20 protein-coding genes and 1 riboswitch are annotated in these 24,682 nt (G+C 66.1%); of the genes, 5 read left to right on the plus strand and 15 right to left on the minus strand.

Going from position 1 to position 24,682, the window contains the following annotated elements:
* Window positions 1-67: 67 nt before the first annotated feature.
* Window positions 68-1,720 carry a Na+/H+ antiporter gene (locus tag C8J42_RS09105; protein ID WP_207897090.1) on the plus strand — a complete coding sequence of 551 codons (1,653 nt, stop codon included), beginning with the start codon at window positions 68-70 and terminating at the stop codon, window positions 1,718-1,720.
* 324 nt (window positions 1,721-2,044) lie between these two features.
* On the opposite strand, the gene C8J42_RS09110 is transcribed toward C8J42_RS09105, so the two are convergent.
* Window positions 2,045-2,380: a hypothetical protein gene (locus C8J42_RS09110; protein WP_133019732.1), complete on the minus strand. Its 336-nt coding sequence runs from the start codon at window positions 2,378-2,380 to the stop codon at window positions 2,045-2,047.
* Between the two features lie 143 nt (window positions 2,381-2,523).
* Here C8J42_RS09110 and C8J42_RS09115 point away from each other — a divergent pair, with 143 nt between their 5' ends.
* The gene (locus C8J42_RS09115) at window positions 2,524-4,668 is read left to right on the plus strand and encodes a TonB-dependent siderophore receptor (RefSeq protein ID WP_133019733.1); all 2,145 of its coding nucleotides are present in this window, start codon (window positions 2,524-2,526) and stop codon (window positions 4,666-4,668) included.
* Window positions 4,669-4,779: 111 nt separating this feature from the next.
* Window positions 4,780-5,415 (plus strand): glutathione S-transferase, encoded by a 636-nt coding sequence (locus C8J42_RS09120; RefSeq protein WP_120300520.1) that lies wholly within the window; start codon window positions 4,780-4,782, stop codon window positions 5,413-5,415.
* 33 nt (window positions 5,416-5,448) lie between these two features.
* Here the strand turns inward: C8J42_RS09120 and C8J42_RS09125 are convergent, their stop codons facing one another.
* Together C8J42_RS09125 and C8J42_RS09130 are read right to left on the minus strand one after the other, a co-directional pair.
* Entirely contained in the window at window positions 5,449-7,863 is a 2,415-nt protein-coding gene (locus C8J42_RS09125; protein WP_347812406.1) for a TonB-dependent receptor, read from the minus strand.
* 144 nt (window positions 7,864-8,007) lie between these two features.
* Window positions 8,008-10,143 (minus strand): M3 family metallopeptidase, encoded by a 2,136-nt coding sequence (locus tag C8J42_RS09130; protein WP_133019734.1) that lies wholly within the window; start codon window positions 10,141-10,143, stop codon window positions 8,008-8,010.
* Window positions 10,144-10,287: 144 nt separating this feature from the next.
* On the opposite strand from C8J42_RS09130, the gene C8J42_RS09135 reads away from it, so the two are divergent.
* Window positions 10,288-10,557, plus strand: coding sequence for a DUF1488 family protein (locus tag C8J42_RS09135; RefSeq protein WP_056058830.1), 270 nt, complete (start codon window positions 10,288-10,290; stop codon window positions 10,555-10,557).
* A gap of 272 nt (window positions 10,558-10,829) precedes the next feature.
* Here the strand turns inward: C8J42_RS09135 and cobF are convergent, their stop codons facing one another.
* From cobF to cbiE, 6 genes are read right to left on the minus strand one after another with little or no spacing between them, the layout of a single operon-like run.
* A complete protein-coding gene (cobF, locus tag C8J42_RS09140) occupies window positions 10,830-11,606 on the minus strand; it encodes a precorrin-6A synthase (deacetylating) (RefSeq protein ID WP_133019735.1) in 777 nt (258 codons plus the stop codon).
* Entirely contained in the window at window positions 11,603-12,334 is a 732-nt protein-coding gene (gene cobA, locus C8J42_RS09145; RefSeq protein WP_133019736.1) for a uroporphyrinogen-III C-methyltransferase, read from the minus strand. Before cobA ends, cobF begins: the two co-directional genes overlap by 4 nt.
* Entirely contained in the window at window positions 12,331-13,623 is a 1,293-nt protein-coding gene (locus tag C8J42_RS09150; protein ID WP_133019976.1) for a cobyrinate a,c-diamide synthase, read from the minus strand. Before C8J42_RS09150 ends, cobA begins: the two co-directional genes overlap by 4 nt.
* 11 nt (window positions 13,624-13,634) lie before the next feature.
* Window positions 13,635-14,420, minus strand: a complete 786-nt coding sequence (cobM, locus tag C8J42_RS09155) for a precorrin-4 C(11)-methyltransferase (RefSeq protein WP_133019737.1) — start codon at window positions 14,418-14,420, stop codon at window positions 13,635-13,637.
* Window positions 14,417-14,779, minus strand: coding sequence for a cobalamin biosynthesis protein (locus tag C8J42_RS09160; protein ID WP_133019977.1), 363 nt, complete (start codon window positions 14,777-14,779; stop codon window positions 14,417-14,419). Before C8J42_RS09160 ends, cobM begins: the two co-directional genes overlap by 4 nt.
* On the minus strand, window positions 14,776-15,984 hold the full coding sequence (cbiE, locus tag C8J42_RS09165; protein ID WP_133019738.1) for a precorrin-6y C5,15-methyltransferase (decarboxylating) subunit CbiE: 1,209 nt from the start codon (window positions 15,982-15,984) through the stop codon (window positions 14,776-14,778). The genes C8J42_RS09160 and cbiE overlap by 4 nt, the downstream gene beginning before the upstream one ends.
* Between cbiE and C8J42_RS09170 the strand changes: the two genes are divergently transcribed.
* The gene (locus tag C8J42_RS09170; RefSeq protein WP_133019739.1) at window positions 15,974-16,723 is read left to right on the plus strand and encodes a cobalt-precorrin-6A reductase; all 750 of its coding nucleotides are present in this window, start codon (window positions 15,974-15,976) and stop codon (window positions 16,721-16,723) included. The genes cbiE and C8J42_RS09170 overlap by 11 nt on opposite strands.
* On the opposite strand, the gene cobJ is transcribed toward C8J42_RS09170, so the two are convergent.
* The 6 genes from cobJ to cobW are packed head-to-tail and all read right to left on the minus strand — an operon-like array spanning window position 16,699 to window position 24,242.
* Window positions 16,699-17,448, minus strand: coding sequence for a precorrin-3B C(17)-methyltransferase (gene cobJ, locus C8J42_RS09175; protein WP_133019740.1), 750 nt, complete (start codon window positions 17,446-17,448; stop codon window positions 16,699-16,701). The genes C8J42_RS09170 and cobJ overlap by 25 nt on opposite strands.
* Window positions 17,445-18,182, minus strand: a complete 738-nt coding sequence (gene cobI, locus C8J42_RS09180; protein WP_133019741.1) for a precorrin-2 C(20)-methyltransferase — start codon at window positions 18,180-18,182, stop codon at window positions 17,445-17,447. Before cobI ends, cobJ begins: the two co-directional genes overlap by 4 nt.
* Window positions 18,179-18,808 (minus strand): precorrin-8X methylmutase, encoded by a 630-nt coding sequence (locus C8J42_RS09185; RefSeq protein WP_133019742.1) that lies wholly within the window; start codon window positions 18,806-18,808, stop codon window positions 18,179-18,181. Before C8J42_RS09185 ends, cobI begins: the two co-directional genes overlap by 4 nt.
* Window positions 18,809-19,954, minus strand: a complete 1,146-nt coding sequence (locus C8J42_RS09190; RefSeq protein ID WP_133019743.1) for a cobalamin biosynthesis protein CobG — start codon at window positions 19,952-19,954, stop codon at window positions 18,809-18,811.
* Window positions 19,951-23,196: a cobaltochelatase subunit CobN gene (gene cobN / locus C8J42_RS09195; protein WP_133019744.1), complete on the minus strand. Its 3,246-nt coding sequence runs from the start codon at window positions 23,194-23,196 to the stop codon at window positions 19,951-19,953. Before cobN ends, C8J42_RS09190 begins: the two co-directional genes overlap by 4 nt.
* 8 nt (window positions 23,197-23,204) lie before the next feature.
* Window positions 23,205-24,242, minus strand: coding sequence for a cobalamin biosynthesis protein CobW (gene cobW / locus C8J42_RS09200; protein ID WP_133019745.1), 1,038 nt, complete (start codon window positions 24,240-24,242; stop codon window positions 23,205-23,207).
* Between the two features lie 99 nt (window positions 24,243-24,341).
* Window positions 24,342-24,553, minus strand: a riboswitch (cobalamin riboswitch).
* Window positions 24,554-24,682: the final 129 nt, after the last annotated feature.

A 24,682-nucleotide genomic window follows, 5' to 3' on the forward strand; every position in this document is an offset into this window, starting at 1 on the left:
ACTCGGCGATCCTCTCGATCGCGCGCCTGCGTGCCTGCCGCGCATCCAAAACCTTGGGGAGTCCGGTTTGCAGATTGTGACCTTGTGCCTGTTTCTGTTGCTCGCCGTCGTGGTGAGCGGCATCGCGTCGCGCATGCTGCCGTCGGCGCTGCCCCGTCCGCTGGTGCAGATCGCGCTCGGCGCACTCATCGGCATGGTCGCGCATGTCCGGGTCGAACTCGATCCCGAACTCTTCTTCCTGTTGCTCGTGCCGCCGCTCCTGTTCCTCGATGGCTGGCGCATTCCCAAGGACGAACTCTTTCGCGATCGCGGAGCGGTGTTGGGGCTCGCACTGGGGCTCGTCTTCCTCACCGTGCTGGGCATGGGCTTGTTCGTGCACTGGCTGATCCCGGCGATGCCGCTCGGCGTCGCGTTCGCACTCGCAGCGGTAGTGTCGCCGACCGATCCTATCGCCGTCTCCGCGGTCGCCCAGAACGCGCCGATCCCGAAGCGGATGATGCATATCCTCGAAGGCGAGGCGTTGCTGAACGACGCGTCCGGCCTGGTCTGCGTCCGCTTTGCGATCGCCGCCGTACTGACCGGCACCTTCTCGTTCGCCGATGCCGCCGCGACGTTCGCGTGGATGGCGGTCGCCGGGGTTGCGATCGGCGTCGGTGTCGCGCTCGGTATCGTCGCGACCAAGAGCGCCTTCGCACGACGGTTCGGTGACGAGGCCGGCTCGAACATCCTCGTCAGCTTGTTGATCCCGTTCGCCGCCTATCTATTGGCCGAACACATCCACGCGTCCGGCGTTCTCGCTGCCGCCGCCGCGGGTATCGCGATGACCTTTACCGACGCGACCACCGCGGTCGCCGCCGGAACGCGCATCCGCAGGCGCGCGGTGTGGGACATGCTGCAGTTCACCCTGAACGGCGTGATCTTCGTGCTGCTCGGCGAGCAACTGCCCGAAGTGTTCGTTCGCGCCCGAGACACCGTTACGTCGACCGGGCATGTCAGCCCGTGGTGGTTGGCCGTCTATGTCATTGCCGTCGTCGCCGGGTTGGCGATCCTTCGCTACGGCTGGGTCTGGGTTTCACTCCAGTTCACGCTTCTCCGAGCACGGCGTCGCAACGATACGACCGCGGGCGAAAGCCCGCCACGGCGGATCATTGCGGCGATGTCGTGCGCGGGCGCGCGTGGTGCCATCACCTTGGCAGGCGCGCTCACGCTCCCGTTGAGCCTCGCCGACGGTACGCCCTTCCCGGCGCGCGATCTCGTTATCTTCCTTGCGTCGGGCGTCATCCTGTCGTCGCTGGTCATTGCCGCCGTCGCGCTGCCGTTGCTGCTGCGGGGCCTCAGCCTGCCGCCCGAAACCGGCATTGGTGCCGCGCGCGATCAGGCGCGGCTGGTCGCTGCCAACGCCGCGATCGCCGAACTCGACCGCGTCCAACATCGGATGGCCGAGGGGCGCGACGATCCGGACCGTTTCACCGATGTCGCGGCGCGCTTGATGGACCAGTACCGCGAACGCATCGATAGCCTGTCGTCACGGCCGGAGGACCGCGCGCGGCAGGGCGACGTCAAGATCGAACGGGACATGCGGCTTGCGGCGGTGCGGGCTGAGCGCAACGCAATCTTCGACCTTGCAAGGCGACGGGAGATCGGGGTGGAACTAGCGGAGCAACTCGGGCGCGAACTCGACCTGATCGATGCGCGGTTGTCGCGGCAGGGCTTGGCTTAACCGGAGCGAAATAGCGCCCCGCCCGTCCGTGTGACTGAAACCGACGGGGCGCTGAAGGTACGCGTTACTTGGGCGGTGCCTCTACTTCGCGATATGCCGTTCGAAGGTGAATTAGAAATGAACGAGGTGCCCCGCCCGTCCGTGCGACACTCTCGTATCCGGGCAGGGCACCGAGGACGCAGCGCCCTTCGGCAGCGCGTCACTGTAACTTAAGCTAGCAGGCGGCGGCGAAGTTAGAAGCACAGTCCATCACGGCAAAGCCTCGCTTTGTCCCATATTTGTTCCGATAATCATGGTTCTGAACCGCGCGAGGCGGACTCAGGATTAAAGCCTGCCGGGCAACTTAACCTGGCGCAATGCTGCAATCATTTTCCGTGCGCCGGGCGGAGCCACGCGCCGGAATAGATCGAAGAGATCGTCGTCGTCGAACGAATCGACATCCGTGCCGATCGGGAGTGCGATCGCTTGGCGGCTACGCGCGCCGGGCTGCGCTTCCAGAACGATCGTTCGCCACGCCATGCCAACCGGAGGCTCGCCGCTCACGTCGCCGAACTCACCCATCACCATGTTGCGGATCCGTAGCCGGCGATCGGGATGCTTGTCGAACCAGGATGCGTCCCCCGCCGTCGCAATCTCGACCGCCAGTATCTTGCCGCTCATGTCTATCGTCCATCACGTTACGTTCCGTGGCTGGTGTTGCCATATTGCCGCAGAGGCAAGCGCTATCTGGCTCGGTCGGAAGGCGACTATTGATAATAGTTATCAAAAACATTAGCGGGGCGCGATAACGTAAAGGGAATCATATGACACGTCGTCTTGGCATCGCCATCCTGCTGGGCTCCGCGGCTTTCATCGCCGCGCCGGGCTATGCGCAGACTTTGCACGAAGACGCCTCAGACGTGATCGTTGTAACCGGACAGCATCCGCGAGACCAAGCGTCCTCCGGGACCAAGACCGACACGCCACTCGCCGAAACGCCACAGTCGATCACCGTCATCACCGCCGACGACATCGCCGGACGCAGCTTGCAGAACCTCAACCAGGCGCTACGGTTCGTTGCTGGCGTGACCCCCGAAACGCGCGGGTCGAGCGGCGAGGTCTATGACCAGTTCAAGCTGCGCGGCTTCGATGCCCCGGTCTATCTGGACGGCCTGAAGCAGTTCGGCAGCCCGTCCGGCTATGCTGTGCCACAGGTCGACGTATCGCGGCTCGATCGGATCGAGGTCATCAAGGGCCCCGCATCGGTATTGTACGGCCAGTCGAGCCCCGGCGGCCTGGTTGCGGAATCCAGCAAGCTCCCGCTCGACCAGGCGCTCTACGGCGCGATCAGCGGTACCTATGGCAACTACGACCTCTACCGCGTCGATGCCGATATCGGTGGCCGAGCCGGCGAAGGCGTCCTCTGGCGGGTCAACGGCAGCGCGAATGGCGCCGACACGCAGCAGAAGTTCGGCAAGCGCGAACGCCAGACGATCTCGGGCGCAGTAACGGCAGGCGCGGGCAGTTCGACCAGCTTCACGCTGCTCGGCGCCTATTCGCATGATCCGTATAACGGCGACTACGGCGTGTTCCCCGCCAGCGGCACGCTACTCGCCAACCCCAACGGCAAGTTGCCGACCAGCTTCGACGGCGGCGAGGCCGGCAACCGCTTCAGCCGTGAGCAGGCGGCACTCACCTACATCTTCCGTCATGATTTCGGTGGCGGCTGGGCGTTCCGCTCATCGGGTCGCTATCAGTATGTGAAGTCGGCACTCGGGCTGATCTATACCGCAGGCGGCCTCGACGCGACCGACCCGACGCAGCAGACTTTCAGCCGTGCGTCCTACGCGACCCGCGAGCAACTCAACAATTGGACGTTCGACAACCAGCTCTCCGGCACCGTCCAGACCGGCCCGATCAAGCACACGCTCCTGTTCGGCGTAGATCGTCAGGTCGCACATTCGAGGGAGCTTGCCGCGTTCGGCGTCGCGCCTCCCCTTAACGGCTTTGGCCCGGTCTACGGTACGGTGCCGGTTCCGACGACGCCGGAGCAGATCGGCGGCCAGTTTTCGATCAACGTACAGCAGCGTCAGCAGGGCATCTACGCACAGGACCAGATGGCGCTCGGCGACCTTCGCGTGGTCTTGAGCGGGCGGCAGGATTGGGCGCGTGCGCATCAGGACGGACGTGACGCCAAACACGACGAGAAGTTCACGTATCGCGCAGCCGCACTTTATACGCTGCCGTTCGGTCTTGCGCCGTACGTCAGCTATTCGACGTCGTTCGAACAGCAAGCGAATCCGATCACGCAGAGCAACGGCCAGCCCGGGCTGGCCGACCCATCGCTCGGCAAGCAGATCGAGGCCGGTGCGAAGTTCAGCATTCCGGGAACACAGATCCTGTTGTCCGGAGCATGGTTCCGTATCGACCAGACCAATGTCCTGACATCGACGCCCAATTTCAGCGTTTCGCAGCAGACCGGCGGCGTTCGTTCGCAGGGTGTCGAGTTCGAGGGGAGTGCTCCCCTGCCCTACGGCTTTAACGCGCGCGTCGCGTTCAGCCGGCAGCGCGTCAAGGTTACCAGCGATGCCGATGCTCCGGCGCGTGTGGGTCGTGGGCTGGAAACCGTCGGACGTGGCGGGACGTCAGCCTATCTCGACTGGGCGCCACGTAGCGGCGGCCTCGAAGGTTTGACAATTGGGGGCGCGGTGCGTCATGTCGACGAGGTCTATGCAGGCGTCACGCCTATGGAGACCGCGGGTCGCAACAGCCCGTCCTACACGGTCTATGATGCGCTGATCCGCTACGATTTGGAGAAGTTCGCCCCATCGCTGCGGGGCCTCAGCCTCGCCGTCAACGGTGCCAACATCTTCGACAAGAAGTATCTGACGTCGTGCTTCGCCAACTATAACTGGTGCTGGTACGGCAACCGCCGGACCGTGCAGGCGACGATCGGCTATCGTTTCTGAGTTGACGGCCTTGCCGCGATCGATGCCGTTCCGCGGTATCGATCGCGGTAGCGCCGGCTGTTTTCAGGATCAGGCGACCTGGACGCCCGATCGGGTTATGCAGGTCCGATGATGCCGATCCTCTACAGCTTCCGACGGTGCCCCTACGCGATGCGCGCGCGTCTCGCGATCGCGGCGGCCGATCGTAAGGTCGAACTGCGTGAGATCGTCTTGCGGGACAAGCCGGCGGCAATGCTCGACGCGTCGCCCAAGGGAACCGTGCCGGTGCTGGTGCTGCCGGACGGGACGGTGATCGATCAGAGCCTCGACATCATGCGCTGGGCCTGCGCGCGTACGCCCGACGCCGAGTGGCCAACCGATAACGACGCTGGATTGATCGCGACGAACGACGGCGCCTTCAAACACCATCTCGACCGCTACAAATATGCCGATCGCTACGACGTCGATCCGATCGAGCACCGCGATGCGGCTACCGTGCTGCTCGGCGATCTAGGCGAGAGGCTGCGTGCTAGCGGCAGTCTCGGCACCAGCCCGCAGTCGATGACCGATCTCGCGATCATGCCGTTCGTCCGCCAGTTCGCGCAGACCGATCGTTCCTATTTCGACGGTCTGCCCTTCGAGCGACTACAGGCGTGGCTGGCGATGCACCTCGCATCGGCCCTGTTCGCTCGGGTCATGATACGCCCGCCGCCTTGGCAACCGGGCGATCCTCCGATGATATTCCCGATGACGACGGACGCGCAGTAGAGGCCCCGGCAAGACCGAGGCCCCCTGCCCGCGTCAGAAGCCGACGCTGATCGTCCCGAACACCTGGCGGGGTGCGACCGGGAACTGGTTGAACGTACCGCTCGCCGCGCCGATGCGGAGCGTCGAGGCGGCGCGCTTATTCGTGATGTTGGTAACGTTGAGGCTGACCGTCGCCGTCTTGACGACCTGCCCTTCCGACAGCGGTACGTGCGCGGCGATGCGGCCGGACAGCGTGAAGTAGGACGGCACCGACAGGTCGTTGGTGTAGGTCGCGAACCGCTTGCTGATATAGTCGCCGACGAGTTGCGCGTCGAAGATGTCGTAATTGGCCGAGGCGGTGAACTTGTTCAGCCAGTCTGGGCTGCCCGGCACCTTCTTGCCCGCAGTCGCGACGGTGCTCGTGCCGCTGATATAGTCCGCCTCGTAGCGCGAGTTGTTGTACGACAGCGCATCGTAGAACGAGAAGTGCGGGCCGAACCGGAACGTGCCGGCGATGTCGAACCCGTCCGTCTTCACCGCACCGACGTTCTGGAGGATTGCCGCACCGCTGACGACTGCCGTCACCACCGGCGTCGGGCTGATCCCGAGCAGGCGGTTGCTGAAGTCGACGTGATAGACGCTGATCTGGCCATCGAAGCCGGTCAGCGGGGCAATGTTCAATGCATGATGCGAACGCAGCCCCGCCTCGTAGGTCCAGCTCGTTTCGGGCTCGACGTCCTGTTTGAACAGGTCGAACGCCGCTTGGCTGCCGAGCGCGAACGGCGACAGGCCGGCGGCGGCGCTGGTCTGGAACTGGCGAATGTTCTTCTGGACGTTGACGAACACCTGCTCGTTATCGGTTGCATCCCACAGCGCACCAAGCTGCGGCAGGAAGTATTTGTGCGTGTCGATCTTGCCGACCGGCAGCGCGACCGAGCCGGTGAACGAGCCCGGGATCGGCTGCGTCGGAACGCGCTGCGACGCATTCTGGAACGTGCTCTTCACCCCGCCCTGGATCGTGAGCGTCGGCAGGACCTTCCAGCTGTCCTGGATATGCGCCTGGTATTCGTCGACGCGGACTTCGCTGTGATATTGCGTAATGAGCGGCGTCAGTTCCTCGCGCGGACGCTGGTACGGCGTGCTCGGATCATTGACCGGGAACGGATACCAGCGACGATACGCGGACGAGCTCTGATGTTCGTACCATGCGCCGAACTCGACATGATGCGCGCCGAGATCGAGCGCGACGGTGGAGACGAGGCCACCGCGGTCGATGCGATATTCTGTCGTGCGCGTCGCGAGCCCTGAGCCACCGAACACCTGGGTGAGGTTCTGGCCGGGATAATAGAACGAGAACAGCTTGGGCAGGCCGGCGACGTCGATCGGGCCGCCGATGACACCGACGCCGTCATTGTGATGATAATAGGCCTGGTTCGAGAAGGTCACACGGTCGCTGACGTTCCAGTCGTATTTGACGTAGCCGAGATAATCGGTGCGCGCGGCGACGCCGTAGTAATTGCGGTAGTTCGACCCGTCTGCCTTGTATGCGCCGGAGTTGAGATAGGTCAGCATTGCGTTGAAATTGGGATAGACGAACGGGCGGACATACGGCGCGGTGCCTTGCGTCGCCGTCGTGACGACGGTCGCATCCTCGTTCGGCTCGGTCTTGTCCGAAAACGCGCCGTAGAGCGTCAGCTTGCCGTTGCTGTCGTCATGAACGAACTTCGCATTGGCCTGATCGCCGCCCTGGATACCGTTGAAATCCCAGGCCTTCGCCTTCTGCCGCGAGCCCGAGATGTAGAACGCGTTGCCGTTGCCCAGGTCGCCGCTGTCGATCCGCGCGAACAGTCGCGACGTCGAGTGGCTACCGAGCGTCTGGTCGACCTGGACGCCCATGTCCTTGCGCGGATCGCTAGAGAAGGTATCGATCGTACCGCCGAGGTTGCTGGTCGAGGCAGTGCCGAGATCGCCCGCGCCGCTGGCCAGCGTCACGCGCGAGACGTTCTCCGAGATGATCGCACGTTGCGGCGACAAGCCGTTGTAATTGCCGTAATTCTGATCGCCGAGCGGCAGTCCGTCGAGCGTGTAGCCAAGCTGTTGCGCGTTGAAGCCGTGGACGAACAGCGAGATGTTCTGCTCGTTGTTGCCCCAAGGATCGGCAGTAAGGAAGGTAACGCCGGGGAGCGTCTGGAGCGCCTTCAACGGGCTGACGCCGGGAAGGATCTTCTGCATGTCGACGCCGCTGACCTGCGTCACCGACCGCGTGTTGGCGCCGGTGACGACGATCGTATCATCCTGCCCGGCGGGCGGCGTTGTCGGATCGGCGGGATCGGTCACCGTAGCAGGCGAGCCTGGCTCAGCGTCCTTGGCAACCAGCGACTGCGCCGTTGCGGTGACTGGTACGCCGGCCACGACAAAACCGATAGCGCCGCACAACAGCCGCGCGGCCGTACGAGAAAACATCGTCATTCTTGAAAACCCCTAGCGAGATCGATCGATCGTCACTCCCGGGGCTGCGCCTATTGGCACTGCGAGACAGTCGGATTACCGTTACGCTACAGATTTAATATGGTGCGGCGCAGCGGTCCAAAAGGCCGCTGCACCGCCGCCGCATTACTTCGCGGTCGCCGTCAGGCCGCGGTCCTCGAGCATCGGGCCGATATCCGGGTCCTTGCCGTAGAACGCCTTGAACATCGGACCGTAATCCTCAGTATGGCCCTTCGACAGGATCATGTCGCGGAAGCGCTGGCCGTTCGCGCGTGTCAGCCCACCATGCGCCATGAACCACGCATACGCGTCGTTATCGAGCATCTGCGTCCACAGATACGCATAGTATCCCGCCGCATAGCCACCCGCCCAGATGTGCGCGAAATAGCTGGTGCGGTACCGCGGCGGCACGTCCTTCGTGTCCAGCCCCATCGAGTTGAGCGCCTTGGTCTCGAACGCGTCGACGTCCTGCGGCCCGGCGGACGCCGGCAGCGAATGCCAGTCCTGATCGAGCGTCGCCGCCGCCACCAGCTCACCCAGTTCATACCCCTGGTTGAACTTCGCCGCGTTCTTGATCTTCGTGACGAGCGCCTGCGGCATCACCGCACCGGTGCGGTAATCCTTGGCGTAGTTCGCGAACACCTTGGGATCGAGCGCCCAATGCTCGTTGAACTGCGACGGGAATTCGACCCAGTCGCGTGCGGTGTTTGTGCCCGACACCAGCGGATAGGTCTGGTTCGCGAACAGGCCGTGAAGCGCATGGCCGAACTCGTGGAACATCGTCGTCACGTCGTCGAACGTGATGAGCGCAGGCTGGCTAGGCGCGGGCTTGGTGAAGTTGCCGACGTTATAAACGACCGGCTTGGTCTTGAGCAGCTTCGACTGGCCGACGAAGTTCGACATCCAGGCGCCGCCCGCCTTGTTGTCACGCTTCCAGTAATCGAAATACATCAGCCCGAGTTCGGAGCCGTCCTTGTCGTAGACGGTGAAGACACGGATGTCCGGCTGGTAGGTCGGGATGTCGCGGCGTTCCTTGAAGGTGACGCCGTAGAGTTGGTTCGCGGCGAAGAACACGCCGTCGGTCAGCACGCGGCTGATCTCGAAATACGGCTTCAGCTCGTTCTGGTCGAGGTCGTACTTGGCCTTACGCACCTTGTCCGAATAGAAATCCCAGTCGGACGGTGCGAGCGGGAACGCGGCGCCGGTCGCGTCGATCGTCTTCTGCAACTCGGCCGCTTCGCGACGCTGCTCGGCCGCGGTCGCGGGGACGAGCTGCGTCATGAAGCCCTTCGCCGCCGCCGGGGTCTTCGCCATCTGGTCGTACAACGAATAGGCGGCGTAGTTCGGATAACCGAGCAGCTGCGCCTTCTGCGCGCGCAACTGCGCGATCTTCTGGATCAGCGCGCGCGTATCGTTGGCGTCGCCGCGTTGCGACCGGTTCCAGCTCTTCTCGAACAGCGCCGCGCGGGTCGCGCGATCGGAGAGCGAGGCGAGTGCCGGCTGCTGCGTCGTGTTCTGGAGCGATAGCACGTATTTGCCGGACATCCCCCGCTCCTTCGCACCTTCCGCGGCGGCGGCGATCTCGGCATCGCTCAGCCCGGCGAGCTTTGCCTTGTCGTCGACCACCAGCGCACCAGCCTTGGTGCCGGCGAGCAGCTTCTGCTGGAAATCGGTCGTCGCGGTCGAGATCTGCGTGTTTAGCAACCGCAGCTTGGCCTTGTCGGCGTCGTTCAACTGCGCGCCGGCGTGGAGGAAGTCGCTGTGGTAGATCTCCAAGACCTGCCTCTGCTCGGCGTCGAGACCTAGCGAATCCTTCTTTGCGTACAGCGCCTGGACGCGCGCGAAGAGCTTCGGATCGAGATAGATCGCATCGCTGTGCTGCGCGAGCTTGGGCGCCTCGGCAGACCGTACCGCGTCGAGCGCATCGTTGGTGTTCGCCTGCGACACGCCGAAAAACGCCTGGCTCGCGCGGTCGAGCGTCCGGCCCGAGCGTTCCATCGCCTCGATCGTGTTCGCAAAGGTCGGTGCCGCGGGATTATTGGCGATCGCCTTCATCTCGATGATTTGTTCCGCCATGCCCTGCTCGAGTGCGGGCTGGTAATCGGCGTCGGTGATCTGGTCGAAGCGCGGCGCCTGGAACGGCAGCGTGCTGGGGACGGTAAGCGGATTGACGCGCGACGATTTGGCGGGGGTTTGCGCAGAGGCGGCGCTGGCGATGCAGCACAGGATGGCGGCGGAACGAAGCAGGCTGGAACGCGACATTGACGACTCACAATGGCAGGAGTGATGCCCCTATCCTTGCCCTGCCTAAGCCCTTGTTACAATCGGTTAGCAAACCACCCGGTTGAGCGCTTGCACTGCCGCCCGCTCGCAGGCAGTAGGCGGTCAAACCCCAGGAGTTCCGACATGGCAAATACCCTTGAAATCGATCAGGCGAGCGTCGTCGACAACGACATCCAGAAGCAGATCGAATTTTCCGGCGAGTTCGACGGCGACGAATATGAGTTCGCGGTCAAGTACGCGGTTCTGAAGGAACTGAGCGGCGACGAACCCGAGGACGACGGCATCGAGCTGTTCAACCGCTTCAACGACGACATCGTCGACGCGTGCCTCGCGGCCATCGAGCGCAAGCCGAATGCATCGACGATCATCGTCGACGAAGACGACCTCGAATAATCAGCATTTACGGGGCGATCGGCGCCGTCTCGGACGCGCCGATCGTTTCTTCCAAACGCGCTCAGTCTCCGGTCACGAACCGGCGGATATGGGTCGAGTAGCGACTCCCCACGAGCAGGGTCACCCCAAACAGCATCGATGCTCCCCATATCGCCGCACAAACGATTATGACGATCTTGAGCATGGTCGGACTCCGACGTTGTTTCGATCGGGGGCGATTACGGTCGGCAATACAAATACTTGCTGAACGTGCCAGCCATCCAAGGTTCAGGTTAGCCTGAGTTATCCGATCGGCGGGACGTATCGCGGCGCAAAAGATAGATATCCATGATCCAACCATGCTGCTCGCGAAGATCGGCACGAGTCTGGACGATCCGTTTCGCGACGACGGTCAAGGGGCCGGCGATCAGCATTTGATCCTTCATCCCCAGATACGCACCCCACCAGATCGAAATACCCGCCGCGTCGAGCGTCTGGAACGCGCAATCGCCATCGAGCATCACGGCGATCGTACCGATATCGGCCGGCCACCCCCATGCCCTCAGCCTTCGACCCGTCGTCACGAGAACCGGCGCGCCGACCGTGTTCAGCGGTATGGCGTGCGCTGCCGTCAGCGCCTGGAGGCTGGTGATGCCGGGCTCGACGGTTACGGTCATCGCCATACCGTCCGTTCGCAGCCGATCGGCGATGCGCAACGTGCTGTCGTACAGCGACGGATCTCCCCATACGAGTAACGCGAGACGGCCGCCGTTCGGCAAGTGTTGCGCGATCTGAATGCTCCAGACGACGGCAATGGCGTCATGCCATTGGTCGACCGCGCGTAGATAGGGCGCGGTCGTGTCGCGCTCGGGCAGGTCGAATTCGACGACACGCGTAGCTCCGGTCAGCACCTCTGCACAGATCCCGCGGCGGAGATCGATCAGGTCGGACTTCGCATCGCCCTTCCGGGGCAGCAGGATCAGGTCGGCGGCGTTCATCGCGACGATCGCGGCGCGCGTGAGGTGATCGGGGTTGCCGGTTCCGATACCGATGAGGTGAAGGTCGATCATGTTTCGGTCTCAGGATCCATCAGCGGACCGTAGAGGATCAGCGCGGGCTTGCTGGAGAAGCCTGCCTGCAATTGCGCAGCAAGGTCGGCAATGGTCGACCGGATCAGCGACTGGTCGGGATGTCCGATATTTTCGGCGATCAGCGCGGGCGTGTTCGGGGAAAGGCCGTGCTCGATTAGCAATGCCGCGAGCGCCGGGAATGTTCGCTTTGGCATGAACACCACGGTCGTCGCCCCGGGATCGGCGAGCGCGGCCATGTTGCGCTGTTCGGGCAGGTCGCCGGTGACGTCGTGGCCGGTGACGAACTGGACTCGGCGGGCGCTGAGCCTCCGGGTAAGCGGGATCTGCGCGGCGGCCGCGGCGGCGCTCGCGGCGCTGATGCCGGGGATGATCTCGAACGCTATCCCTGCGGCCCTCAGCGCGACGATCTCCTCCTCGAGGCGACCGAACATACCCGCATCGCCGGACTTGAGGCGAACGACGCGGATACCGGTCTGGGCATACTCGACCAGCAGTTTGGAGACGTGCGCCTGGCTCGGCGATGGACGACCCGCGCGTTTGCCGACTGCGACGAGGTCGGCACCGGAGCGGACATGCCCCAGGACCGCGCCGGACGACAGGTCGTCGAACAAGACCGCGTCCGCTGCCTGCAACCGCGATACCGCCTTCAACGTCAGGAGTTCGGGGTCGCCGGGCCCGGAGCCGACGATCGAGACGAAACCGGTCATGGATTGGCAGCGATCATGTGGAAGAAACTGCCCGATACGCGGCCGCGATACGAGCCGGTTTCGGGGACCACGTTGCCCTCTGCGTCGGTGACGTGCGCGAGCGCGGCGTCGGGCTGATCGAGGATCGTGGAGTAGTGGAATTCGTGGCCGGTGAGCGATGCGCCGGTCGCCACGCCGCCCATCGGCGCGAGCAAGGTCGCGCTACGATAGCCGAGATGCATCTTCCGCTGGGCATAGCTGGTGACGAGGCCGAGCAGTCCCGCCATCCGGTGGCGAACCCCGTCCGCGTCGATAAGCGCCTCGCCGAGCGCCATGTAGCCGCCGCACTCGCCGTGGACCGGGCGGGTCTTTGCGAATTCGGTCAGGCCTGCCTTGAACCGGTGGGCTTCGGCAAGCTTGCCTGCGTGCAGTTCGGGATAACCGCCGGGGAGCCAGGTCAGATCGGCGTCCGCTGCGGGAGCCTGGTCGGCCAGCGGAGAGAAGGGCAGGATTTCGGCACCGGCGCGCCGCCAGCCTTCGAGGACGTGGGCGTAGGTGAACGAGAAGGCCGCGTCCTGCGCCAGCGCGACGCGCTGGGCCGGGGGGCGTATCCAGTTTGTCACGCTCGTCGGTCTGGTGCTTGCCGTCGCGGCGTCGCGGAGCGCGGGGATATCGACATGCGCGCGCAGGAAGTCCGCATATTCGGCGATCCGCGCATCGAGATCGGGATGTTCCACTGCCTGCACCAATCCGAGATGGCGTTCGGGGAGCTTAAGGTCGCCGCGCCTTGGCAATGCCCCGAACACGCGGATGCCGACCGCGTCCATGCCGGCGCGCGCGAGACGTTCGTGCCGCGGACTGGCGACGCGGTTGAGGATGACACCGGCGATCGGCACGCTGGGATCGTAACGGCTGAACCCGAGCACGGTGGCGGCGGCGGACTGTGCCTGTCCGGAAACGTCGATCACCAGCACGACCGGCCAGCCCATCCGGCGTGCAATATCGGCGCTGGCACCGTTACCGGTAGCGCCGAGTTTCGCGACGCCGTCGAACAGACCCATCGAGCCTTCCGCAAGCGCGAAGTCCGCGCCATCGGCCTTGCCGGCTAGCGTATCGAGCATTGCCGAGGACATCGACCAGCTATCGAGGTTGAACGACGCGCGACCGCTGGCGGCGCGGTGGAAGGCAGGATCGATATAGTCGGGGCCGCTCTTGAACGGCTGCACCGCCAGGCCGTCGTCGCGGAGCGCGCGGAGAAGGCCGAGCATGACGGTGGTCTTGCCGGTGCCCGATGCGGGTGCGGCGACCATCAGGCCGGGCGTCACGCCTCCCCTCCAGCGAACTTCGAGTCCGCCGCTTGTGGCCGGAAGCGGCGGTCATAGCTTACCGCATACAAGCTGCTCTCGGCAAAATCCTGCGCGGCAAGCGCTTGGCCGACGAGAATCAGTGCGGTGCGATCGGGTTTGCCCGCTACGGCGTGGGCGATCGTCGCTAGCGTGGCCCGCACGATCTGCTGGTCTGGCCAGCTTGCTCGCCAGACGATCGCTACTGGGCAATCGGTACCGTAGAACGGCGTGAGGTCCGCAATCACCTGTGCGAGATTGTGGACCGAAAGATAGATCGCGAGCGTCGCACCGGTTGCGGCGAAGGCTGCCAAGGTCTCGGCCGGCGGCATCGTGCTAGCGCGCCCGGGCGTTCGAGTCAGCACTACCGACTGCGCGAGTTCGGGCAGCGTCAGTTCGACCTCCAGCGCAGCGGCGGCGGCGGCGAAGGCTGGTACGCCGGGGGTGATCGTGAACGTGATGTTGAGCGCGCGGAGGCGGCGGAGTTGCTCGCCCATCGCCGACCAGATCGACAGGTCGCCGGAGTGGAGCCGGGCGACGTCCTGGCCGGCGTCGTGCGCGGTCTGGATCTCGGCGATGATCTCGTCGAGCGAGAGCGGCGCGGTGTTGACGATGCGGGCATCGGGCGGACAATGATCGAGCATCGCCGCGGGAATCAGCGAGCCCGCATAGAGACATACGGGCGATCCGGCGATCCGGTCGCGCCCGCGGAGCGTAAGCAGGTCGGGCGCGCCTGGGCCTGCGCCGATGAAGTGGACGGTCATGCGAATCCTTCTGCGATGGCGCACGTCGCCATGCGATCCTGGGAAATGTGGCGCGACGTCAGCAACCGCGCGCCGGGTCCTGCCGCAGCGAGTGCGCAAGCTTCGGCGACGCTGCCAGTCTGGCGTATCTTCAGGCTAAAAGCCGACTTCGTGGCCGTTTGTGCAGCGCATAGCGCATCTGGGTCGATAGCGACCAGGAGCAGATCCAGCACCTCGGCGAGCCCTTCGACCAACGGAGCCTTGTCGCGGGGGGTGGCAAGCCGCGTGACTTGCGCCTGGCCGTGCTGCGCGCTGGCAAGCGCATCTTGCAGCGATGCCAGCGTCGCCTCCGCGCGGAACCCGAAGCCGGCGACGATCACAGCGTGACGCTCCACTGGACGACCGGATAGCTCGCGCGCCAGCCGCGTCGTGTGCCGAGCGGGGTGGCTTCCGACAGTTCGACGCGCAGCAGGGTGCCGCCCTTCAGTCCGTGCCAGCGTGACAACAATGCCTCGGATTCGAGCGTCACTGCGTTGGCGACCAAGCGTGCGCCCCCTGGCAGCCTCGCCCATAATGTTTCGAGCAAGGCTTCGGAGAGCCCACCGCCGACGAAGACCGCATCTGGTGCCGCGTGACCTTCGAGTACCTCCGGTGCACGGCCCCGGATCACACGAAGTCGATCGACGCCCAGGGCTGCAGCGTTGCTCTCGGCTCGGCCAGCGCGAATGGGATCGGCTTCGAATGCGGTGGCGTGCGTCGATGGATGAGCGAGCAACCACTCGATGCCGATCGAGCCAGACCCGGCGCCGATGTCCCACAGCGTCTCGCCGGGCCTTGGGGCGAGCGCGGACAATGTCAGCGCGCGAACCGGGCGCTTGGTAAGCTGGCCGTCATGATCGAACCATGTGTCCGGCAGGCCGGATGTGCGAGGCACAACCTTGCCCTGCCCCGCGAAGACGATCCCGACCGCGACGGGATGCACGATGTCGTCATCATCGAGGTCGGCTGCTGCGATGTCGCGAACACGCTCGCGGGGGCCGCCGAGTGCTTCGAGGATGTGCAGGCGCGATTGCCCGAAGTTGAGGTCGGAGAGGTACCGTGCCAATCCGGCAACCCCTCCGCCGTCGCGCACGAGCACGATCGCGCGACGACCGGGTACGATATGCTGACGGAGGCGGGCAAAAGGTGCGGCGTGGAGACCCAGGCAACTGGTTTCCTCGATCGGCCAGCCGAGGCGCGAGGCGGCGAGACCAAATGTCGAGGGCGCGGGGTGCGCTACCCATTCGCCGGAATCGAGGTGGCGCGTGATCGACGTACCCGCGCCGAACCAGAACGGATCGCCGGACACGAGCATCGCGACGCGCTTGCCACGGTGCGCGAGCAGCCGAGTGACACCGTCGCCGAACGGGACTGGCCAGGGTTCGACCGCGCTCTTAAGGTCCGGGAGCAACGCGAGGTGGCGGGTGGCGCCGGTCACGAACTCGGCTTGCGCCAATGCGGCCTTCGCCGACGCGGACAGGCCATCCACGCCTTCTTCGCCTATACCGATGATCGTCAGCCAGGGAGTGTCAGCCATGTCGAACATCCTGGTGCTGGGCGGCACGACCGAGGCTAGTGTACTTGCCGCGGCGCTGGCTGCGCGAGGCAACGATGCGGTGCTGAGCTATGCCGGACGCGTCGCCGAACCGAAAGCGCAACCGATCGCGGTGCGCATCGGCGGTTTTGGCGGCGTCGATGGGCTTGTCCGCTATCTGAGCGAACATCGCGTGACGCATCTGGTCGACGCGACGCACCCCTTCGCGGCTCGGATGAGCACAAACTCGGTTCTCGCGGCGGAGCGCACCGGTGTCGCGCATATTGCACTGACGCGGCCTGCTTGGTTGCCGGTTGCTGGCGATAGGTGGACGCGCGTGGCCGATATCGACGCTGCGGTTGCGGCGCTGAACGGGCCACCGCGGCGCGTGATGCTGGCGCTGGGGCGGATGCATGTCGACGCGTTCGCCGAGCAGCCGCAGCACCACTATCTGCTGCGGTTCGTCGATGTGCCCGACCAGACTCCAGGATTGCCGCGTCATCATCTCGTGGTCGATCGCGGACCGTTCGATGTCGAGGGCGATCGGCGGTTGATGGAGGCGCACGGCATCGAAGTCGTGGTTTGCAAGAACGCTGGTGGCACGGGGGCGTCGGCCAAACTGCATGCAGCGCGCGCGCTTGGGCTCCCGGTAATCATGATCGATCGGCCTGCCCTGCCCGCTCGACGCGAGGTGCACGCGGTGGCGGATGTGATGCGCTGGCTCGATCATGGCGCCGACCTGGGGGTGTAGAGGATCGGTCCCGCCGGGCGATCGATAACGCGCGTCAGGCTGGAGCCGATGATGATCATCGTCCGCATGTCCGCCATGTCCGCGCGGGCTTCGGTCAGGGGCACGATGCGCAGCGTTTCCTCGGGCGTCGAAACCGCGCGGGCGAACAGGACGGGGCGGTCGTCGGCGCAGGTTTCGCGAAGGAGGTCGAAGATGCGGATCAGGCCGTCGGGGCGCGCCTTCGATCGCGGGTTGTAGAAGGCTATCGCGAAATCGGCTTCGGCGGCGAGGCGCACGCGGCGTTCGATCACGCCCCATGGCTTTAGATTGTCCGACAGGTTGATCGCGCAGAAATCATGGCCGAGCGGCGCGCCGGCACGCGCGCTCGCGGCAAGCATCGCGGTGATGCCGGGGAGGACGCGGATATCGATGTCGCGCCATTCCGTCGGACCGGCTTCGAGGGCTTCGAACACCGCCGCCGCCATTGCGAACACGCCGGGGTCACCCGACGAGACCACTACGACGCGGTGGCCTTGGGCTGCGAGTTGGAGTGCGTGCGCGGCGCGATCGAGTTCGACGCGGTTGTCTGTGGGATGGAGCGTAAGGCCCTCGCGGGGGGCGACGCGCGCGACATAGGGGATGTAGCCGATGACGTCGGTCGCTTCGGCGAGTGCCGCGGTGACTTCGGGCGTCACGAGCGCTTCGTCGCCGGGACCGAGGCCGGCGATGGCGAGCCAGCCGGTCATGGCCGCCGCCCCTGCCCGTGGATCAGCAGGATCGAGAAATAGGGCGTGATCGCCTCCGCATCGCACAGTCTGGTCACGCGCTGATCGGCCATGGCTGCGTATTCTACCAGCCATGCCTCGGCCTCGCGCCCCGCAGCGGCGACCGCGCGGCGGAGCTTGGCGAGGTGGCGGCCGATCTTCATCACCACCAGCGCGTCGGTATCGCGGATGCGGCGGACGAGGTCGTCTTCGGGGAGCGTGCCCATCAGCACCGTCAGGACGTCGTCGCCCCAGGTGATCGGCGCGCCGCTGGCCGTCCACGCGCCGGACATGCCCGTGATGCCGGGTACGACCTTCACCGGCGCGATCGTCTGGAGGCGGGTGTAGAGGTGCATGAACGAACCGTAGAAGAACGGGTCGCCTTCGCAGAGTACGACAACGTCCTCGCCTGCGTTTGCGAGCGTTGCAAGGCGGTCGATGCAGGTGGCGTAGAAGGCGGACAGGCAGTCGTTGTAGCGCGGGTCCGAGACCGGGATCTCGGTGGTGACGGGGTATTCCATCGGGAATTCGATCACGTCGTCGCGGAGCATGCCGTCGACGATCTTTCGCGCCTGGCCGGGGCGACCTGCCTTGCGAAAATACGCGATGTGGCGCGCGCCGCGGACGAGGCGGTCCGAACGAACGCTCATCAGGTCCTGCGCGCCAGGACCCAAGCCGACGCCGTGGATCGTGCCCCCAGTTCGCAACGGTGTCATTCGGTGCCGCTCGCTAGCGCGTTGATCGCGGCGACGGTGATCGCGCTGCCGCCCATCCGGCCTTCGACGACGACGCAAGGCACGGGCTGGTCGGCCCACAGCGCCGCCTTGGATTCGACCGCGCCGACGAAGCCGACCGGGCAGCCGATGATCGCCGCGGGACGCGGACAATCGGGGTCTTCGAGCATGTTGAGCAGGTGGAACAACGCGGTCGGCGCGTTGCCGATCGCGACGACGGCGCCGGCGAGATGCGGGCGCCAAAGTTCGAGCGCGGCGGCGGATCGGGTGTTGCCCATCGTCCGCGCGAGTTCGGGCGTTTCGGGGGCGTGGAGCGTGCAGAGGATGCGGTTGTCGGCGGGCAATCTGGCCTTCGTGATGCCCTCGGTGACCATGCGGGCGTCGCACAGGATCGGGGCGCCGGCCTGTAGGGCGCGTCGGGCTTCGCTGGCGAACGTCGGCGTGAAGCGGATGTGCTGCGCCAGGCCGACGAGCCCGGCGGCGTGGATCATGCGGACCGCGACGGGCTCCTCCTCGGGCGAGAAGCGGGCGAGATCGGCTTCGGCGCGGATCATCGCGAAGGACTGGCGGTAGATCGCCGCGCCGTGGGTTTCATAGGCGTACGGCATTCAGGCGGCTCCGAACTGGGCGAGGATCTGCGCGACGTCGAGGCCTGCGCGGGAGGGTGGTGCGCCGGCACGCGCGTCGAACGCGAGGTCGTAGCGGCCTTCGCGGCCGGTGAGCGTGACGTCGGCGGGGGCGGCGCGGGCGCATCCCTTGGCGCAGCCGGAGACGTGGAGGCGGCCGGTGATGTGCGGCGCCAGGCGTAGGGCGAGCGCGCGCGTCTCGACACTGCCTTGCGGACAAACTGGTGCGCCGACGCAGGCGTCCGCGTGAAGCGCTGGCGAGGCGGGGTCGGTGATGAAATCGACTGGGTCGGGTTTAACAAGGAGCGCCGCGTCGGCTTCGCAGATTGCGATATGCCAAGGCGTGGTGCGGATCGCGTCGATTGCTCGTTCGGTGTCGACGTAGCGTGCCAGCGCGCGCGCTACGATCCGACCGAAGGGCAGGCCTAGCGCGCGTCCTAGGGCATGCTGTCCGACGCCAAGTGGTGGCGCGCTTGCGGCAGGAGGGGTTGTCGCGGCTGCCCAGTCCGGGAGAGGCGCGCCGTGGCGTACCATGCGGCCACTGGCGGTGCCGCCGCTGTCGACGAACCAGTACGCGAGTGCGATCAACCGGTCGGCTTCGGTGCCGGGCGATACCGGCGTGCCAAGGGTCCGGCCGTCTGCGCGGAGGATGAGCGTTCCTGATGCAGCGCGCTCGATGCGGAAGTCGGCGGGGGCGTCTTGCAACACCGGCGCTACGCCAGCGTCGATCGCGAAGCCTATTTTGCCAGGGAGTTCGGGCAAGTCCGCCAGACGCGCGCGCAAGAGTTCGGCGATGCGGTGGGTGTCGTCGCCTGGCCGCCATTCCGGCGCGACGAGGATGTTCGCACGCGCTTCCCGGATTGGATCGGGATCGATGAGGCCGAGGTCGAGCAGCGTGTCGATCAACGGACGCCAGCTTTCCTTGCGGACGCCGCGGATCTGGAGGTTCGCGCGGCTGGTCAGGTCGATCAGGCCGTTGCCGTGCGTCGCCGCCGCGTCGCACAGGCCGAGTGTTTGCTCGCGCGTCACGCGACCGAGCGGTGGGCGGATGCGGACCAACAGGCCATCGCCGGCCATCATCGGGCGCCATGCGTCGGGGCACCAGCCCTTGACGACAAATGCGCTCATGCCGGCAGGTCCAGTGCGGCGAGGATCGAGTTGCGGCGGGTCGGCCATAGGTCGGCGGCGTGGAGTGCTGCGAAACGCGCCTGCATTGCCGCGAGTGCGCCGGGGTTGGCATCGGCGAGGAAGGCGTGGACGTCGTCGCGGCCCAGCGTCGCGTCGTAATAGAGGTCAATCAGTTCGGGACGGACTGCGCTAGCGAGATGCGCGAAGGCGCCGAGGTGATCGAGCGTCGCGGCGATCTCCGCGCCACCGCGGAAGCCGTGGCGCATCATGCCGTCGACCCAGGCCGGATGTGCCGCGCGGGCGTGGACGACGCGGGCGATCTCCTCCTTGAGCGGGCGGGCCTTGGCGTGGTTCGGATCGCGTGCGTCGAGATGGTAGAGCGTGGCGCTGCCCCCCGCGACCGATTGCGCGGCGGCGAAGCCGGCCTCGTGTGCGGCGTAATCTGCGGCGAGGAGGAGGTCGGTTTCGGGCAGGTCCTGGACGTGGACGAAGGCATCGGCGGCGGCGACCCGGTCGCGGATGCCGACGGGGTCGAACGCGTCCTGGCCCCCTTCCCCATCGGCGTCGAGCGCGTGGCTGGAGGCGGACAGCCACGCTTGGCCGGCGGTCAGGCGCGCTTCCGGCGTGTAGGTCTCGGCCGCGTCGCCCATGCTGAGGCCGTAGCGGCCGGGTTCGGGGCCGTAGACTCGGGCGGTGGCTGGCTTGCCGACGAACGGGTTCCAGTCGGCGGGCTCGTCGCGTGCGGCGAGGGCGCGGACGGTCTGGCCGAACATCGTGCAGAGCGTCGGGAAGGCGTCGCGGAACAGGCCGGATACGCGCAGGGTGACGTCAATGCGGGGGCGGTCGAAGTTGGCCAGCGGGAGGATCTCGACGCCCGTCACGCGGTCGGATTGCATGTCCCAGACAGGTTCAGCGCCGAGCAGGTGGAGTGCCATCGCGAACTCTTCGCCGGCCGTTCGCATCGTGGCGGAGGCCCAGAGGTCGACGACGAGGTTGCGGGGGTAGTCGCCATGATCCTGGAGGTGGCGGCGGACGAGTTCGTCGGCGAGCTTCGCGCCTTGGGTATGGGCGGCGCGCGACGGAACCGCCCGGGGGTCGGTGGTGTAGAGGTTGCGGCCGGTGGGGAGGACGTCGGCGCGACCTCGCCACGGGGAGCCGGAGGGGCCGGACGCGACGCGCTTGCCTTGGAGCGCCGACAGGAGACCGGCGCGTTCGGCTGCGCCGTGTTCGCCGCGGCCGTAGATGTGGAGGCCGTCGCCATACTGGCTCTCCTTCACGTCGCAGACGAACGCGTCGATGCGGGTGATCGCGTCGGCTTGGGATTGCGCGTCGTCGAGGCCCAGTGTTGCGGCGAGGCCGGTGGCGGTGGCTTCGTCGCGGATGTCACGTTGCAGGCGGTCGCGGCGGGCTGGATCGAGGCCGTCTGCGTTGGAGAATTCGTCGAGCAGCGCTTCGAGACGACCGAGGCCGGCACCGGTACGCGTAAGTTCGAGAGGCGGCGGGACGTGGCCTAGCGTGACCGCACCGATGCGACGCTTGGCTTGGGCGGCCTCGCCGGGATCGTTGACGATGAAAGGGTAGATGACGGGCATCGCGCCGGTCAACGCCTCGGGCCAGCAGGCATCGGACAGCGCAACCGACTTGCCGGGGAGCCATTCGAGCGTGCCGTGCGCGCCGACGTGGACCAGCGCATCGGTGCCGCGTTCGCGCAGCCAGAGGTAGAAGGCGACATAGGCGTGGCAGGGGCAACGCGAGAGGTCGTGATACTCCTCCGCGCGTTGCTCGGTTCGGCCGCGTTCGGGTTGAAGGGCGACGAGTGCTCCGCCTTGGTCGATCGCGGTGAAAGCGAAGTCTTCGGTGGGTTCGCCCCAGGTTTCATGGAGATCGCTGCGGAGCGCTTCGGGAAGATGCGCGAGAGCTTTGCGGTACTCGGCGAGCAGCCAGTGGATGCGGGAGGTAGCGAGATCAGTTGCGTCGGGGGTGATCGCGTAGCCCGCTTCGGTGAGATCGGCGAGGATCGCTTGCGTGGAGGCTAGCGCGTCGAGACCGACGGCGTGCGCCATCTGGTACGTCTTGCCGGGATAGGTAGAGAGGATGATCGCGATGCGGTGGTCGGAGACGGGTTTGCTGGCGAGGTTCGTCCAGGCTTCGATGCGAGCGGCGATGGCGGTGATGCGGGCTGGGTCGGCGCGGTGTTCGCGGCGGGTGTATTCCAGGTCGCCGTCTCGCGCGGCGGCTTCCTTGAAGCTGGCGACGCCGGCGAAGAGGCGGCCGTCCACTTCGGGGAGGACGACGTGCATCGCTAGGTCGGCAGGCGACAGGCCTCGGGTGGCGCGGGACCAGGCGGCGCGGTCGAAGGTGGCGAGCGCGATCTGGAAGACGGGGACTTCGGCACCGTCGAGAGGCGTGGTGTCGGTAGCGCCGCGTGCGGAGAACGCGGTGGCGTTGACGATCGCGGCAGGCCTTAACGCTGTGGCCCAGCGGCTCAGCCAGCCGGCTGCGTCCGGCGCTTTGAGCGAAGGTGCGAAGAGGCCGATGACGTCGAACCCTCGCGCGGTCAGTTCGGCGTGAAGCGCTTCGATCGGATGGAGGTCTGCGGCGGTCAGGTACGAGCGGTAGAAGACGATCAGGATGCGGGGGCGTGTCGCGTTCACGTGGAAGGCGGCTGGGCACGTCACGCCGTCATGCGGCTGCCAGCCGCCCACGTCGGCGATCGCGCGGACGCCGGTGACGGGGCCGGCGTAAATGCCGGCCGCGAGCGCGAACTGGGCGAGCGCTGCCTGCGCTGCGACCGCGCCGCCGGTGTCGCAGAGATGCGCCAGGCGGCGGAGCGTCGAGAGCGGGATCGTCGATGCGGCGTCGAGGCGTGTGTCGATGCGGCCGTCTGCGGCAAGGACGCCGAGCGCGATGCCGTTCTCGCGCGCGAGGTTTTCGACCTGTTGCAGGCCGTAACTCCAGTAGGAGCGCCCGCCGATCAGCCGGATCAGGATGCCCTTCGCGCCCGCCAGCGTCTGTTCGATGTAGGTGTCGACCGAGAGCGGGTGCTGGAGCGCGGTCAGGTTCGCTAGGCGCAGCGAGGGCAACCGGCTTCCGGCGACATCCGCACGTTTCCAGCCCGCGGCGAACGCGCCGAGGTCACCGTCGGAGAACGAGAGGACGACGAGGTCCGCGGGGGATTGGGCGAGGTCCTGCGGGACCGCGCTTTCCTCCAGCCCGTGGGTCTCGCGGAAGACGACGTGCATCGTGGGCCTCAGCCGTCCAGCGCGGCCTTGATGCGGGCCTCGTCGATCCGGTCGTGCTCGGCAATGACCACGAGTTGCGTGCGGCGCGGTTCGCCCGCGCGCCACGGGCGGTCGTACTGCGTACGGACCCGCGCGCCGACGGCCTGAACGAGCAGGCGCATCGGCTTGCCGGTGACTGCAGCGTAGCCCTTCACGCGGAGGATGTCGGCGCTGCGGGCGAGCGCCTCGATCTTCGCGGTCAGGTCGGCGGGGTCGGCGATTTCGCCGAGTTCGACGACGACGCTGTCGAAATCGTCATGCTCGTGATCGTCCTCGCCGTCGTGATGCGACGGGCGGCTGGCGATATCGTCCTCGGCCGCGGCGTTGAGGCCGAGGATCACGCGAGGATCGATGATGCCGTCGGTCAGGTCGATCACCGGGAGTGGTCTTGCGGACTCCGCGGCGATGACGGCGCGCGCCTTGGTCACGCCTTCGGGGCCGGCGAGATCGACCTTGGTCAGGAGCACCAGATCGGCGCAGGCGAGCTGATCCTCGAACACCTCCGAGAGCGGCGTCTCGTGATCGACGCTGGGGTCGGCGGCACGTTGCGCGTCGAGCGCGGCCACGTCGGGGGCGAAGCGACCCGCGGCGACGGCTTCCGCATCGGCGAGCGCGATGACGCCGTCGACGGTGATGCGCGAGCGGATTGCGGGCCAGTCGAACGCCTTCAGCAGCGGCTTGGGCAGTGCGAGCCCGGAGGTCTCGATCAGGATGTGATCGGGGCGCGGGTCGAGCGCGAGGAGCGCCTCGACGGTCGGAATGAAATCGTCCGCCACCGTGCAGCAGATGCAGCCGTTCGCCAGCTCCACGACGTTCTCAGCCGGGCAATCGGGGATCGCACAACCCTTCAGGATGTCGCCGTCGATACCGAGCGTGCCGAATTCGTTGACGACGACGGCGAGACGGCGGCCGTTCGCATTGCGGATCAGGTGGCTGATCAGCGTGGTCTTGCCGGCTCCGAGAAAGCCGGTGACGATCGTGACGGGGACCTTTGAAAGATCGGGCATTGGTATTCTCCTGCGAGCACACGTACGCGCGACCAGACGGCCGCACGCGTTCGTCGCTCAGACGGAGTACCGTGCCGCGACCATCCCCTGGATCGTAGCAAGAGCGACCATAACGCTGGCAGGTCTCCTGGCTCGCGGGTCGAGGCTCGACGTACGCCTTCCCAGGTTTCCCCAGTGGCTGCCCTTCTCGTGAAGGGCGTGTGCGTCTCGCTCACCGCTTACAGTTGCAGGGACAGCCGCGGCATTGGGAGGAACTCCCGCACCGCATTCCCATTCAAGCCCCGAAGGGCACCGGCGCGATCTGTGAGGTTCGGTGAAACCGAGCCTCGAGGGTTGGTTAGAGCAGTTTGGCGGGGCTGCCAATTCGCATATCGGTAGTTTTCGATGCTCCCCCGCGATGGGGAGGTGGCTGGCAGTTGCCAGACGGAGGGGGAGGACAC

The organism is Sphingomonas sp. PP-CE-1A-559, assembly GCF_004340965.1.
Lineage (GTDB): Bacteria > Pseudomonadota > Alphaproteobacteria > Sphingomonadales > Sphingomonadaceae > Sphingomonas.